6 protein-coding genes are annotated in these 15,509 nt (G+C 68.4%); 2 read left to right on the forward strand and 4 right to left on the reverse strand.

What is annotated here, in order from left to right; translation table 11 throughout:
• Positions 1–16 precede the first annotated feature (16 nt).
• Both QFZ27_RS36680 and QFZ27_RS36685 read right to left on the reverse strand, forming a co-directional pair.
• Positions 17–6,547, reverse strand: a complete 6,531-nt coding sequence (locus QFZ27_RS36680) for an SDR family NAD(P)-dependent oxidoreductase (protein ID WP_429231773.1) — start codon at positions 6,545–6,547, stop codon at positions 17–19.
• Positions 6,544–8,724 (reverse strand): type I polyketide synthase, encoded by a 2,181-nt coding sequence (locus QFZ27_RS36685; RefSeq protein WP_429231774.1) that lies wholly within the window; start codon positions 8,722–8,724, stop codon positions 6,544–6,546. Before QFZ27_RS36685 ends, QFZ27_RS36680 begins: the two co-directional genes overlap by 4 nt.
• 695 nt (positions 8,725–9,419) lie before the next feature.
• On the opposite strand from QFZ27_RS36685, the gene QFZ27_RS36690 reads away from it, so the two are divergent.
• Both QFZ27_RS36690 and QFZ27_RS36695 read left to right on the forward strand, forming a co-directional pair.
• Entirely contained in the window at positions 9,420–11,051 is a 1,632-nt protein-coding gene (locus tag QFZ27_RS36690) for a cyclic peptide export ABC transporter (protein ID WP_429231775.1), read from the forward strand.
• Positions 11,048–11,995 (forward strand): prohibitin family protein, encoded by a 948-nt coding sequence (locus QFZ27_RS36695; protein ID WP_429231777.1) that lies wholly within the window; start codon positions 11,048–11,050, stop codon positions 11,993–11,995. Before QFZ27_RS36690 ends, QFZ27_RS36695 begins: the two co-directional genes overlap by 4 nt.
• A 15-nt stretch (positions 11,996–12,010) precedes the next feature.
• On the opposite strand, the gene asnB is transcribed toward QFZ27_RS36695, so the two are convergent.
• Complete coding sequence (asnB, locus tag QFZ27_RS36700) at positions 12,011–13,897, reverse strand: asparagine synthase (glutamine-hydrolyzing) (protein ID WP_429231778.1); 1,887 nt, start codon at positions 13,895–13,897, stop codon at positions 12,011–12,013.
• A gap of 72 nt (positions 13,898–13,969) precedes the next feature.
• Complete coding sequence (locus tag QFZ27_RS36705; protein WP_429231780.1) at positions 13,970–15,418, reverse strand: serine hydrolase domain-containing protein; 1,449 nt, start codon at positions 15,416–15,418, stop codon at positions 13,970–13,972.
• Positions 15,419–15,509 lie beyond the last annotated feature (91 nt).

Below are 15,509 nucleotides of genomic sequence, written 5' to 3' on the forward strand. Positions count from 1 at the left end.
TCCCTGGTCCGTTCCCCTAACCGATCAGCCGATCGAGCTCATCCATCAGCGCGGCCGCCGAAGCCGGGGCGGACGCCGCCTCGGCCTCGAGCTTGACCACATCCTTGAGCAGGTAGCGGGCAATCTTCTCCAGCGTCGGATAGTCGAACAGCAGCGAGGCCGGCAGCGCGCAGCCGAGGCTCTTGTTCAGGCGGTTGCGCATGTCGACGGACATCAGGCTGTCGAACCCCTGCTCGACCAGGGGCTGGTCCGGCGCGATCGGCTCCGCATCGCCATAGCCCAGGGTCTGGCGGGCCAGATCCTTGAGATAGGCGAGCAGCAGCCCCTCGCGCTCGATCGGCAGCGCCGCGCCCAGCTCCTCGACGATGGCGCGGACCGCGACCGCCGGCGCCGCGCCCGCCGCCGGCCGATCGGCCTGGGCGACCAGGGCGGCGAACAGCCCGGCCTTGCCGTCGAGCCCGTGATGCGCGCCGTAGGCGGCCCAATCGATGTCGGCCACGATCGGCTGCACCAGGTTTTCCTTCAGGACATGCTTCAGCACCCGCAAGCCCTGCGCCGGGGCCAGGGCCCGGATGCCCTGCGCCGCGAACCGGTCGGTGTCGAGCTCCGCCGCCATGCCCGCCTCGGCCCATGGCCCCCAGTTTATGCTGGTCGCAGCCAACCCGCTGCGGCGGCGGAGCACTGCCAGACCATCCAGGAACGCGTTGGCCGCGGCGTAGTTGGCCTGGCCAAGATTGCCGATGACCGCGGCCACCGAGGAGAACAGCACGAAGAAGTCCAGGTCGAGATCGAGGGTCGCCCGGTGCAGGTTCCAGGCCCCCGCGACCTTGGGCGCGAAGACCCGGTCGAACTTCGCCCGGTCGAGATCGGCGATCATGCCGTCGTCGAGCACCCCGGCAGCATGGATGATGCCGCGCAACGGCGGGAGATCCGCCGAGATCGTGGCCAGCACGCGATCGACATCCGCCGCCGATGCCACATCGGCCGCCACCACCGTGACCGTCGCGCCCTGGGCCTCGAGCTCCGCCAGCGCCCGCTGTGCTGCCTCGCCGGGTCCCCGGCGTCCGGTCAGGACGACATGCCGGGCGCCCTCGGCCACCAGCCAGCCGGCGACCCGCAGGCCCAGCGCGCCGAGACCGCCGGTGACGAGATAGGCGGCGTCCGGCCGCACCAGCCCATGCGCCTCGATCACCTCGCACCGGTACTCTTCCTCCCGGCTCAGCACGATCTTGCCGATATGCCTGGCCTGGGCCATGAAGCGGAAGGCCTCCTCGGCCTCGACCAGCGGGAAGACCGTGCTTGGCAGCGGCCGCAGCCGGCCGTCCTCGAACACCCGTAGCAGGTCGTCGAACATGCCGGTGACCAGCGCCGAATCTTCCACCACCACCGCGGCCAGATCGAAGGGCCGGTACAGCCAGCTGGGATCCTGGGCCCGCACCCGGGCCTCGTCCCAGATGCCGATCTTGCCCATTTCCAGGAAGCGGCCATTCGGCGCCAGCACCGAGAAGCTGGCCGGGATGAAATCGCCGGACAGCGAGTTCAGCACCATGTCCACCCCGCGGCCGCCGGTCAGGTCGCGGATCTCGGACGCGAAATCGGTGGTGCGGGAGTTCATCACATGGGTGACGCCCATCGCCTCGAGATGCCTGCGCTTCTCGGCCGAGCCGACCGTGGCGAAGACCTCCGCCCCGGCCAGGAGGGCGAGTTGCACGGCGGCCAGCCCGACGCCGCCGGCCGCGGCGTGGATCAGCACGCGGTCGCCCCGCCGCATCCCGCCCAGGTGGTTCAGGGCGTAATGCGCGGTGAGGAAGGTGGCCGGCAGGGTCACCGCCTCGACCACGCTGAGCGACCGGGGCTTGCGCACCACCAGGTGGCGGGCGACCGTGACATGACTGGCGATGCAGCCGGGAGCGGCCATGACGATCACGACGTCGCCCACGGCAAGATCGTCGACCCCCTCGCCGAGGGCAGCGATCGTGCCCGCGGCCTCGAAGCCCAGCAGCCCGGCCTCTCCCGGGTACTGGCCCAGCGCGTTCAGCACGTCGCGGAAATTGAGCCCGGCGGCGAGAATGGCGACCTCGACCTCGCCGGCCGCCGGCGGCCGCCGCCGCCGGGTCCGGAAGACCAGGTCGTCGAGCGTCTGACGCGGCCCCTTGTCGAGGAAATAGGCGTCGTCGTCACCGGTCTGCGGCAGCCGGCGCGCCCCGTCCTTGCCGGCAGCGCCGGCCGACGCGCCGACGATCCGGGCGGCGAAGGCCTGGTTGCCGCGGCGCAGCGCCAGCTGGTCCTCGCCGGCCGGCGCCTGGACCAGGCCCAGCACGGACGCGACCCCGGCGGGTGACGGCCCGGCTTCGAGGTCGATCAGGCCGCCCCAGATCTCCGGCATCTCGCGCGAGATCGCCCGGCCGAAGCCCCAGAGCGCCGCATCCGACGGCGACGCCGCGCCGTGATCCTCGCGCGCCACCGATTGCGCCTGGCTGGTCAGGAGCCAGAGCCGGAGACGCTCGCGCCCCTCGGCCGCGCCGATCGCCTGAACGATGGGCAGGAGCAGGCCGCAGGCATCCTGGCACTCCGCGCCGGGCCCTTCGCCCGTGCCGCGATGGGCGAAGAGCAGGTTGATGCCGCGGGCGCCATGTCCGGCGAGCCAGGGCAGGAGAACACCCAGCAGCCCGTCCGGATCGGCGGGATCGAAGGCATGGCGGCTGTCGCCGACGCGCTCCAGCGCCTTGCCGGGGATCAACTCCAGGCAATCCGCCCCTTGCCGGCGCAGCTGCGATGCCAGGGCCTCGCCCCAACCGTCCGGGCCGCCGACCACGACCCAGCCGAGCCCGTCCTGCGGCGCCGGCTGGTCGGCGAGCGGCACCGGCCGCCAGTCCTGCAGGTGGATCACGCCGCGGTCGTCCGCGCGAAGGCCCTGATAGAGCGTGTCGCGGTTCGTCTGCTTCAGCAGGAAGCCGGTGATCTCCAGCAGGGGCGCGCCTTCGCCGTCATAGGCCGTGATTTCGCTCTTCACCAGGTCACGTGTCACGGTCACGCGGGTGTGGCAGTGCAGCGGCTGGGTCAGCGGGCCGAGAATCCGGACCGTCGCCATGTGCAGCGGGATCAGCACGCTCTCGCCGGTCAGCATCCGGGCCGCCGAGGTCTCACAGGCGGGGAGCACGGTCTGCAGCAGCGAGTCGATCAGGCCGGGATGGATCGCACCCTCGTCGATCCGATACGGCGCCTCGACCCGGCAGACGGATTCGTTCTCGCCCTTGCGGATCTCGCGAACGCACTGGAAGGTCGGCCCGGTGCGATAGCCGAACGTCTCGATCAGGGCATAGAAGTCGGACGACGCCATGCTGTCGGGGCAGCGATCGCGCAGGGCCGCAAGATCGGCCCGCGCCGGCGGCTCGGCCGCCGACGCTGCGATCCGGCCGGTGCTGTGCGTGACCCAGGGGTCGCCAGGCTCGTCCGCCGCCTGGCTCACCAGCCGGTATGCCGGCTGGGGTCCGCCGTCGACGATGAGCTGGACCGTGCGGGGCTGGTCCGGCTGGATCACCAGGGGAGCGGTGAAGGCGACATCCTCCAGCGCCCTCCCCGCCCCGGCGGCAGAGAAGGCCATCGACAGATGCGCGGCCGCCGGCGAGATGATCTCACCGAAGATCTGGTGGTCCTTCAGGAACTTCGGCTGCTCGGCGGTGAAGATCGCCTGGTGCAGCTCCGTACCGGCCGGCAGCACCGCCGAACGGATGCGCTGGCCGAGATAGGGATGGGCGTTGCGCGCCGGAGCGGCGGTGTCGCCCGCAGCGGCATCGACGATCGGCGGGAGATAGTAGCTCCTGCGCTGGAACGGATAGCCCGGCACCGCGACCTTGCGGGCCTCGGTGCCGATGGCGACGGCCGCCCAATCGATGTCCGCGCCCTCGGCATACAGCACCGCCAGGCTCTGCAGAAGCTGGCGCCGGTCATCCTCTCCCGGCTTCAGCGATCCGAGGAAGTGATGGCCCTCGGCCGCCAGGGTCTGGCGGGCCAGGCCGGTGAGGATCGGGGTCGGCCCGACCTCGAGGAAGACCGTGACGCCCTCGGCCGCCAGCGTCTCGGTGGCAGCGGCGAACCGGACCGGCGCCTCGATCTGGCCGGCCCAATAGCGGGCGCTGGTGAGATCGCCCGCCTCGATCTTGCGGCCGGTCACCGTCGACACGACCGGCAGCCGCGGCGCCTCATAGGATCTCGCCGCAGCCGTGCTCGCGAAGGCAGGCACCATCGGCCGCATCAGAGTCGAGTGGAAAGCGTGCGAGACGCGGAGCGGCTGCGCCATCGCCCCGGCCGCCTCGAACCGCCGGAGGGCCTCCGCCACCGCGTCCGCCGGGCCGGAGATGACCACCTCGCGCGGCGTGTTGATCGCCGCGATCGAGACGTCGCCGCCCGCTGTCTCCAGCACGGCCGCCACGGCGGCCTCGTCGGCGAAGACCGCGGCCATGGCGCCGCCCGGCGGCAACAGCTGCATCAGCCGGCCGCGCTCGGCGACCAGGGCCAGCGCGTCGGCCAGGCTGAGGATGCCGGCGACATGGGCGGCCGCATATTCGCCGATGCTGTGGCCGCACACGATGTCGGGCTCGACGCCCCAGGACTGCCACAGCCGGCAGAGGCCGAGCTCCACCGCGAAGATCGCCGGCTGGGCCAGGCCGGTCTGCTTCAACTCCTCCTCGGTCGCCGCGCCGCCGTAGAGGAGCTCGACCAGCGAGCGGCCGAGCGGGTCGCGCAGCGCCGCATCGCACTCATCGATGACCCGGCGGAACACCGGCTGGTTCTGATACAGCGCCCGGCCCATGCCGATACGCTGCGAGCCCTGGCCGGTGAAGAGGAAGGCGACCTTGGGCCTGTTGCCGGGCGCGGTGGCGACGGCGACCTGGCGCCTGGCGGTGCCGGCGAGATGGCTGCGGAGCGCGGCGGCGAGGTCGTCGGCGCCGGTCCCGGTCACCGCCAGGCGATGGGCGAAATGGCTGCGCCCGGCGCCGGCGGTGAAGCAGGCGTCGGCGAGCGGCTGGTCCGGCGCCTCGAGCCAGTCGGCCCAGCGCTGGGCCGCCTCGCGCAGCGCCTCCGGGGTGCGGGCCGAGAGCGGCAGCAGCTGGCTGCCGGCCGCTTCCGTGACGGCGTCCGGGCGGGCCGGCGCCTCCTCGAGGATGACATGGGCGTTGGTACCGCTGAAGCCGAACGAGCTGATGCCGGCCCGGCGCGGCTTGCCGGCAGCGGGCCAGGGGGTGAGCTCGGTCGCGACCTTGAAGGGATATTGTCCCCAGGGAATGTGCGGGCTGGGGTTGTTCAGATGGAGATGCGGCGGGATCTCGCCGTGCCGCAGGCATTGCACCGCCTTGATCAGGCCGGCGATGCCGGCCGCCGCTTCGAGATGACCGATATTCGCCTTCACCGTGCTGAGGATGACGGGATCCTCGGCCGGGCGATTGTTCTGCATGACACGGCCGATCGCCTCGACCTCGATCGGATCGCCGAGCGCTGTGCCGGTGCCGTGCACCTCGACATAGCCGATGTCGGCCGGGGTCAGTTGGGCGCTGGCGAGCGCCTGCCGGATCACCTTCTCCTGAGCCAGCCCGTTGGGCGCGGTCAGGCCGTTGCTCTTGCCGTCCTGGTTCACGGCCGAAGCGCGGATCACGGCCAGGATCCGGTCGCCCTGCGCCTGGGCGTCGGCCAGGCGCTTCAGCACCACCACGCCGCAGCCCTCGCCGCGGCCATAGCCGTTGGCCGAGGCATCGAAGGTCTTGCACAGCCCGTCGGGCGAGATCGTGCCGAGCTTCGAGGAGGCGATGTGGAACACCGGCGACAGGATGAGATTGACGCCGGCCGCCAGGGCCAGGTCGGTTTCGCCGCTGCGCAGGCTCTGGCAGGCGAGATGGACCGCCACCAGCGAGGACGAGCAGGCGGTGTCGACCGCCATGCTCGGCCCTTCGAATCCGAAGGTGTAGGACAGCCGGCCCGCCGCCGGGGCGAAGCAGGTGCCGGTCAGGGCATAGCCGTCGATCAGGTCGAGCCGGCCCGAATGGCGATGCGCCTGGGCATAGTCGTCGCTGGAGATCCCGGCATAGACACCGGTCTTGCTGCCGCGCAGCCCCGCCGGGTCGAGGCCGGCATCCTCCATGGCCTCCCAGCTCACCTCCAGCAGCAGCCGCTGCTGCGGGTCGAGGCTCGTCGCTTCCTTGGCGGAAATGCCGAAGAACGGCGCGTCGAAGCCGTCGACCGGCAGGTCGATAAAGTTGGCGCGGCCGGCATGGGTGCGGCCCGGCGCATCCGCGGCCGGGTCGTAGAAGCGATCGGTCGCCCAGCGCTCCGGCGGCACCGACGTGCAGGTGTGTTCACCCCGGCGCAGCAGCGCCCACAGCGCCTCGGGATCATTGGCGCCGCCCGGAAGCCGGCAGGCCATGCCCACGATCGCCACGGGCTGGCCCTGCCGGGCCTCCAGCTCCTGCACCCGGGCCTGGCTTCGCTTCAGTGCGATGAAGGTCTTCTTGAGGGCTTCCGCGGGGTTCGCAGGCGTCTGGATATCGTTCATGGCAAATCGACCTCGCGTTCGATCAAGGTGGCCAGATCTTCAACGGAAAGCTCATCGAGAAAATCGTAGTCCCCGTCCGCCGGCGGGGGAGCGGCGGCGGCCGTGGCCGGGAACGACCGGTCCGCCAGGAAGAACTCCGCCATGCGGATGATGGTCGGATAGTTGTAGAGGAACGTCGCCGGCACCGGCGTGGCCAGCTCCGCCTCCAGCTCCCGCCGCAGCTCGAGCCCCATGAGCGACGTGAAACCTTGCTCGACCAGGGGGAGCTCGGGATCGAGCGATGCCAGCGGTTGGTCGCTCAGGACCCTGCGGGCGATATCGTCGATCCGCCGCCGCATCCCGTCCGGCCCGTCATACATCGCCGGCCGGGGTGCCGGCGGCTGCGGCGCGGCTGCGGCCCGGGCGCCGGCAGCGATCGGGGCGCCGACCACCGGGTCGATCCAATAGTGCTGGCGCCGGAATGGATGGCCGGGCAGTGCGATCTTGCCGGCCCCCAAAGGCCGGTAGAGCCGCGCCCAGTCGACCTCCTCGCCCGCGGTCCAGAGCGCAGCCAGCTCACTCAGCCGCCGGCGCCAGGAATCCCCGTCGGCCGGAATGGGAGCGGTGCCGCGCAGAGCCGCGGCCAGTTCCGCCGCGGTGCTGCCGACCACGGCCAGGCGGTGGGCAAAGGCCGTGCGGCCGGCGCCGAGGGTGAAGCCGACATCGGCAAGGTTGCGCGGAACGGCTTCGAGCCAGCCGGCCATGGCGGCGGCCAATTCCTCGAGTGCGGCCGGGCTGCGGGCCGACAGCGGCAGCAGCACGGCGTCCGACCGTCGCATCTCCCGTGCCTCGGGTGCCGGCGGTTCCTCCAGGATGACATGGGCGTTCGTGCCGCTGAACCCGAAGGAACTGATCCCGGCGCGACGCGGCCCGGCCATTCCCGGCCACGGCGTCAGTGCCGTCGGGACGGTGAGCGCCACCTCGTCCCAGGGGTGATGCGGGGTCGGCGTTTGCAGGTGCAGATGGGCGGGGATCTCGCCGCGGCGCAGGCACAGCATTGTCTTGATCAGGCCGGCCATGCCGGCACCGGCTTCGAGATGCCCGATATTGGTTTTGACCGACCCGACCAGCAGCGGGGAGTCCGGGTCGCGGCCGGCGGCGTAGGTGCCGGCGAGCGCACTCAGCTCGATCATGTCGCCGAGCGGCGTGCCGGTGCCGTGCGCCTCGACATAGGCGATGCTGTCGCCGGACACGCCGGCCCGGGCCAGCGCCTGGCCGATCACGCGCTCCTGCGCCTTGCGGCTGGGCGCGGTGAGGCCATTGCTGCGGCCATCCTGGTTGACCGCGGAACCGCGGCAAAGCGCCAGGATCCGGTCGCCGTCACGCTGCGCCTGGCCGAGGGTCTTCAGGACGACGGCGCCGCAGCCTTCCGCCCGGACGTAGCCGTTGCCCGCGGCGTCGAACGCCTTGCAGCGGCCGTCGGGCGAGAGCAGGCCCATCTTGGTCAGGCAGATGAAGAGGTTGGGCGTCAGCAGCGCGTTGACGCCGGCGACCAGCGCCGCCTCGCACTCCCCCTGCCGGATCGCCTGGCACGCCAGGTGCAGGGCGACGAGCGAGGACGAGCAGGCGGTGTCGACGGCGAGGCTCGGGCCGTCGAAGCCGAACGCATAGGAGAGCCGACCGGCCGCGGCCGCGAAAGACGCGCCCGTCGCGGTAAAGGGGTCGATCGTGGTGCTGCCGGGCTGCCACAGCTTCGCGCCATGATAGTCCGTGGTGCTGATGCCGACGAACACGCCGAACGGCTTGCCGCGGTCGGGGTCGAGCGCGACCCCCGCATCCTCCAGCGCCCGCCAGCCGACTTCGAGCAGCAGCCGCTGCTGGGGATCCAGGGCCGCGGCTTCCTTGGGTGAGATGTCGAAGAACGCCGCATCGAAGGCGCCAGGGAAGGGGTCGGGCAGGAACCCGCCCCACCGCGAGGCCGTCTTGCCGGGCCGGTCCGGGTCGGGGTCGTAGAAATCACGCGCCCAGCGGCTGGCCGGGACCTCGCTCACGGCGGACCCGCCGCGCCGCAGAAAATCCCAGAACGCGTCCGGGTCGTCGCACCCACCGGGATAGAGGCAGGCGGCGCCGACGATGGCGATGACCTCGTCCGGCACAATCTCGCGCCCGCCGGGCGCTGGCACCGAGCGCTCTAGCATGACCGCTCCCGCCGGCGGACTGTCGGTCCGTCGATGTCACATTGAAGGGCCCACGTCGGCCGAAGATGTGCGAGTATCGCGCGACGACCAGGCAGCCCCTCAAAGGAGCGCACGGCATCAATACATGACACCATCAATCCTTCCTAATCGCTATAATGAAGTCTGTATTGAAGTCTGTATTGAAGTCCGTATTCGCAACGAATCTCCCTATGCAATTTTCAGGACAATAGCTCACCTGCCCCCGATCTTATCGAATCGGTATCAATACGGGCATCCCGGACAGCTTCCGGCGAACCGGCGCCGCGATCTCAGTCTATACCGAATTGACTAACGCACATCGCGTTTCCCGACAAGTGTATTTGTAAGGCACAATATCGCGTCTAAATTGAAGCAATGTTTATGGATTTATATTACATTCCCGACGTGGACGACCATTTATTGGTTGAAAAGACCTTGAGGATGGTGATCTTGATCGATGTCGGGTCGGGGGCGCAGCCGCCGCCGGGCGAAAGCGGATTTGAAGGGCCCGGCCGTCGTGGCTTTGGCCGAAGATTCTCAGGCAATCCTCATCGGCATTACACCGCCGGAACGCGCCCGGCAGCCAGGTTCTGGAACGGCTCTCATGCAATCGATGACATCATGACGATCTCAGCCTTCCTGTCGACGGTTCCGGCGCGCGCGCGGGCGTCTGGCCGATGGCACTGATCGATCTCCTGAACCGCGAAGCGGCGGGGTCGCGCCGGGACATGATCATCGCGGTCGTGGTGTCGGGCGCGGCCAACGCCATGATGCTGGCGGTGATCAATGAGGCCGCCCAAACCGCCTCCTACGAGACCCTGAATTTCCGTTACCTGGTGCTGTTCGCCATCGCGATGGCGCTCTACGTGGTCGGGCTGAAATACACCTTCGATTCCGCCACCCGGATCTTCGAGCAGATGATCACGCGGATCAGAATCCGCCTGGTCGAAAAGATCGCGGGATCGGAGCTGCTGCTGCTGCACCAGGTCGGCAAGGCCCGGATCTTCCAGAGCATCACTCAGGACACGACCCTGATCTCGGAATCCCAAGGGCTGCTGGTTGCGGCGGCGCAGTCCGTGGTGATGGTGCTGTGCACGGCGATCTATGTCATGACGGTTTCGCTGCCGGCATTCCTCACCATCCTGGGCGTGATCGGGGCCGGGATCATGATCTACATCTCCCGGCAGCAGCAGATGATGCGGCTGATTCAGGCCAGCGTCGGCGAGGAAGTGCGCTTCTTCGGCATGACTAGTGATCTGGTCGACGGCCTGAAGGAGGTCAAGCTCAACCAGGCGCGCGGCCGGGCCGTCCTCCTGGACCTTCGCCAGGTGGCGCAGGTGATGCGCGACCTGAAGATCAAGACGACCGATCTTTACAATAAGAACGCCGTCTTCTCGCAGTGCTTCTTCTACGTGCTGATCGCGATCATCGTCTTCTTCCTGCCGAGGATCGTGCAAGGTTTCGCCCCCGCCGTGCCGCAGCTGGTGGCAGCGGTCCTGTTCATCATCGGGCCGCTGTCGACCATCGTCACCGCGATGCCCGCCTTCGCCAAATGCAACCAGGCGGCGGATTCGATCGCCCGGATCGAGGCCGAAATCGACCGCGTCAACGCCGAGGTCGGCCGGGTCGTCGCCAGCGAGCAGCCGCTGCAATTCCATCGCGAGATTCGATGCCACGCCCTCGGATTCAGCTATGCGGCGGCGGATCCCCAGGCCTTCCGCATCGGCCCGATCGATCTGGCCGTGCCACGCGGCGAGATCACGATGATCATCGGCGGCAATGGCAGCGGCAAGACCACCTTCCTGAAGGTGCTCGCCGGCCTGTACCAGCCGACCGGCGGCGGCATCTCGATCGACGGAGTGGCGCTGGAACGCAGCAATCTGCAGGATTATCGCGAACTCTTCAGCGCGATCTACACCGACTTCCATCTGTTCCGGAAGCTCTATGGCCTTGCCGTGGAGGTCGAGGCGGTCGAAGACCAGCTGCGGCACATGGGCATCGGCGAGAAGGTGCGCTATGGCGGCGACACGTTCAGCACCCTCGACCTCTCAACCGGACAACGTAAGCGCATCGCCATGGTCGTGGCCCTGCTGGAGGATCGACCGGTGCTGATCTTCGACGAATGGGCGGCAGACCAGGATCCCGATTTCCGGCGCTACTTCTATGAAGCGCTGCTGCCCGAGCTCAAGAACCGCGGCAAGACCTTGATCGTCGCCACCCATGACGACCAGTATTTCCGCATCGCCGACACCGTGGTGAAGATGGAGCTCGGCAAGGTGCAGTCAGTCCGGCGGAACCCCGAATCATGAACGCCCGCCCTCGGTCGGATCTGCACACGGCGATCCGCCTCCTGTGCCGCAGCCTGCGGCGATGGTTCGGCCGGCTGCCGGATCGCCAGGCCGCGCCCGCGAACACCCAGGCGGACTCGCCGCCCCTCCCGCCAGGCATGTCGCGCCGGGCCTTGCGGCTGTGGCTGGCCGGCTTGGGGACAGCGCTGGTCCTGTTCTACCTGTGGCGCAGCATCTTCATCCCGATCGGCTCCGGCCAGCTGGGCATACGCTGGTCCCGCTTCGACGGCGGCACCGATATGGGCCATGTCTATGGCGAGGGCTATCCGGCGATCTGGCCGTGGGACACCATGACGGTCTACGACACCCGCCTGCAGGAGATGCACAATACCGTGGCGGTCCTCACCGCCGATGGGCTGGAGGTCTCGCTCGACGTCACTGCGCGCTTCGCGCCACGGGCGGCCGATCTGCCGATGCTGCACAGATCGGTCGGCCCGCGCTACCGGGAGACCGTGGTCTGGCCGGACGTGGTCGCCGCGCTGCGCCAGGTGATCCGTCAATTCAAGCCGGACGAGCTTCGGGTGTTGGGCGAAACCGGCCTCTCCGCCAAGGTCGACGACGCCGCGAGGAGCGCCGTGCAGTCCCATTGGGTCGACCTCGACCGGGTCTTGATCACGCGCATCGCCCTGCCGGAACGGCTGGCGGCGGAGATCCAGGAAAAGCTGGCCCAGGAGCAGAAGGCTCTCGCTTACGAGTTCATCTTGAAGCAGGCCGACATGGAACGGCAGAAATGGTCGATCGAGGCCGACGGCATTCGCGAGTTCGAGGAGAAATCGCGCATCTCGATGCTGAAATGGCGCGGCATCCAGGCGACCGAGCGCCTCGCTGCGTCACCCAACGCCAAGATCATCGTCATGGGCGCCGGCGAAAATCAGCTGCCGGTGCTGCTGAATGGAGAGAAGTGATCGCCCGGCGCCGCTCTAGGCATAGCCCGGCATGTCGAACTCTTCCAGGAAGAGCCCGAAGGTCAGCACCAGCATCAGCACGTCCGTGTCGAAGGTGGTGTTGATCCGCGTGTTCCCGGCCAGATGCTGCCGGCGCAGGCGCTCCACCGTCTCGGCGTCGAAATAATTCTGCCGGCGGATCAGCGCGGGCGACAGCAGATCGTCGATCCAGTCGACCCGCTGGGCCAGGAGATAGGGCGAACCGGGCGCCACGAAGCTGAATTTCTCGCGCCCGGCAACCGCCGGCGGCAGGTATTTCCTGGCGATCTCCCGCAGCAGCCACTTCTCGGTATCCTGCCGGACCAACAGGTCGGGGGGGATCGAGCGAGCAAACTCCACGACCTCGATATCGAGGAATGGATAGCGGGCTTCGATCGAATTGGCGTAGGAGACGCGGTCGCCATGATCGGCCAGGAGATGGTCGGCCAGCCGCAGCTTGAAATCGGCATAGGAGCGCTGGTGCAGCGGGTGGCGCCCGGCGAGGCATGACCGGTCGATGGGCGACCACAGCGTGCATTCGAACTGCGGCAGCGCCGCCGCGGCGGCAGGCGAATAGAGCCCCGCCTTGGTCTCGCGGAACAGGCGGTAGTCTCGCTCGTAGAAGAAGGCCGGATCGCCCCACAGCTCCGCCCGGACCTCCTCCTCGAGCATCGCCTCAAGGGGGTCGGCCGTCCCCGGGATCCGGCCGCCGGTGGCATCGAGGCGATAGCCGACATAGCCGGCGAACAGCTCGTCCGCCCCTTCCCCGGTCAGGACCACCTTGTGGCCGCTCTCGCGCACCATGGCCGACAGCGCCAAGGAGCAGGTGTTGTAGGCTTCCTTCAGCGGTGCCTCGGCTGCCGCCACCGCCTGACGAAGCCGGCGGATGATCTCGGCCGGCGGGAACTCGATCTCGTGATGCCGGGTGCCCAACTGCTCGGCCATGAGCCGCTGCGGCCGGCGCTCGTCGATGTCGGCCTGCGGAAAGGTGATCGAGTAGGAATGGAACCGCCGGTCCGGTGCCGCCGCCTGCGCCAGGGCGCCGATCAGGCTCGAATCCAGGCCGCCGCTCAGATAGAACCCGACCGGGACATCGGCATCGAGCCGGCGGCGCACCGACGCCAGCAGCAGTTCCTCCAGCCGCGCGACATAGAACGCCGGATCGCGCCGTTCGGCCGGCCGGGCGGCCTCGGGATAGACCAGATCCCAGTAGGGCCAGGTGCGGGCCGGGCGGCCGGAGCCGGCCTCCAGCACATGGCCCGGCGGCAGGGCGTGGATACCCTGGAACATGGTGGTGGGGCTGACCATGCCCGGGAAGGTCAGGATCTGGTCGAGACCGGCGAGATCGACGCGCCGTTCGACGCCGCGATGCGCCAGCAAGGCCTTGATTTCGGAGGCGAACAGGAGCTCGCCGCCCACCTCGGTATAGAACAGGGGGGCGATGCCGACATGGTCGCGGCCGAGCAGCAGCCGATGCCGGCGACGGTCATAGAGGGCGAAGGCGAACTGACCGTTCAGCCGGCCGACGAAGTCGCTGCCGTATTCTTCGTAGAGGTGAACCAGGACCTCAACATCGCAGCGAGTTCGGAAGCTGTGACCGCGCCGCTCCAGCTCCTGCCGCAATTCACGATGGTTGAAGATCTCGCCATTGCAGACCGAGGTGATCTGGCCGTCCTCGCTGTGGTGCGGCTGGTTGCCGGTCGCAAGATCGACGATCGAGAGCCTGGTGAAGCCGAGGGCCACTCCCCCGGCGGCGAAAGAGCCGCCGTCATCCGGGCCGCGATGGCGCAGCCTGCCGGTCATGGCACCCAGATGGCCGGGGTCGATCGGACGGTCCCGGTCCGAGCTGAAGAGTCCGACGATGCCGCACATCCTGGCCGCCATCCCGCCTTGTTGAACCCGCACAACGGCGCCGTCCCCGACACCGGGTGTCGAGGACGGCGCCTCCTTCAGATCTTACTGGGCGGCAGCTGTGGTGAATTTCCACAAGGGCCCGTTCACCAGCGGGATCACCTGGTCCTCCGCGACCGTGTCGACCCGCCAGTAATAGGTGGTGCCCGGCTTCAGCATCACGTCGGTCCCGACTCCCGGGACGTTCCTGAATTCCACTCCGTCATGGGCGTCGGGGCTCGCCCGATCGACCTGGTCGGCGTCCGTCCCCCAATAGACGTTGTAGCTCGTTCCGTAGATTCGGCCGGCCTGCCAGGCCAGGTTCGCCCCGCCGAACTTGGTGAGGTGCACCCCTTGCATGTCCTCGCTCGGCTGCGGCGTGGTCACGGCCGACGAGACCAGCGGCATGATCTGGTCGAGCATGTTGGCCTCCCATTCCTGGTCCCAGGTGTTGGAGGCCAGCACGAAGAACGTGTCCGCGTCGAAGAAGTAGTAGAGCAGGGTCTTGTAGCCCGGAAACGCCCCGCCATGGCCGCGGGCGCTGCCATAGGACCGCGCCGGCTGCATCAGCCCGCCGACGCCGTAGTCCATCGGCTGCCAGCCGATATGGATGTCAGCCGAGACGAAGGTGAACCATTTCTCCTTCGTGCCCTGGTTCAGCAACTGGTCGGACTGGAACATCCCCTCTCCGAACTTCAGCAGATCCCAGGGCGTCGAGACAATGGCCCCCGCCGTCCAGGCATAGGTCGGATTCGTCGCGGTGACGTCGCACCAATCCTTGTAGACCTGCTGCGGATAGGGGATCGAACCCCATTTGGTATAGCCATGCATCTGCGGCAGTTGCTGATCGTTGGTCGCGAAATAGGTGTCCCGCATGCCGAGCTTATCCATGACGTAATGCTGGATCACCTGCTCCGCCTTCTGGCCGCTGACCTTCTCGGCAATCTTGCCCAGCAGGATGTAGTTCGAGTTGGAGTAGTACCAGTAGGGATATTGCGGCGGCTCCGGCGGCGCGCTCCCGTAGAGGGTCGCCCAATAAGGATTGGGATAAGTCGCGCCGGGTGCGAAGTCGGACGGCAGCGGCGGATTCGGGCCGTTGTTGCTCAACCCGCTCATCAATTGATCGGGATCGAAGTGCCGTTGCGGCGTTATCTGGGGCGAGAAGCCAATATCGCTGTCGGCCAGATAGTTGGTGATGCCCGTGGTCATCTGCAGCAGCATGCCGATGGTCATCTCGTCGATATACGGGATTCCGGCGACGATGCCGTCGTCGTCCAGGTATTTCAGCACCGGATCGGTGAGCTTGAGCTTGCCCTCCTGTTCCATCTGCAGAATCGTCTGCGCGGTGAAGATCTTGGAGACACTGCCGACGCGGAACTGCATGTCGGGCCTGATCGGGGTCCTGGTCTCCAGATTGGCATAGCCGGTGGTGCCGACCCTTACCCCCCAGTCCGGCGATTTGACGAGGATCACGGCGCCGGGGACGCGGCCATTGGCGGTGAAGCTGTCCAGCACCTTCTGCCAGGTCGCTGGGAAGGGTCGGCTCGGCTGTACATTGGATGCCGTCTTCTTCTCGACGATTGGCCCGGAGATCGGCGGCGCAGCG

Source organism: Inquilinus ginsengisoli (genome assembly GCF_050434925.1).
Classification (GTDB): Bacteria; Pseudomonadota; Alphaproteobacteria; order DSM-16000; family Inquilinaceae; genus Inquilinus; species Inquilinus ginsengisoli_B.

What these genes read in the sequence shown, in the direction of transcription:
- asnB (WP_429231778.1), bottom strand. Translation starts at nt 13,897, where the DNA reads ATGGCGGCCAGGATGTGCGGCATCGTCGGACTCTTCAGCTCGGACCGG.
- QFZ27_RS36680 (WP_429231773.1), bottom strand. Translation starts at nt 6,547, where the DNA reads ATGAACGATATCCAGACGCCTGCGAACCCCGCGGAAGCCCTCAAGAAG.
- QFZ27_RS36685 (WP_429231774.1), bottom strand. Translation starts at nt 8,724, where the DNA reads ATGCTAGAGCGCTCGGTGCCAGCGCCCGGCGGGCGCGAGATTGTGCCG.
- QFZ27_RS36695 (WP_429231777.1), top strand. Translation starts at nt 11,048, where the DNA reads ATGAACGCCCGCCCTCGGTCGGATCTGCACACGGCGATCCGCCTCCTG.
- QFZ27_RS36690 (WP_429231775.1), top strand. Translation starts at nt 9,420, where the DNA reads ATGGCACTGATCGATCTCCTGAACCGCGAAGCGGCGGGGTCGCGCCGG.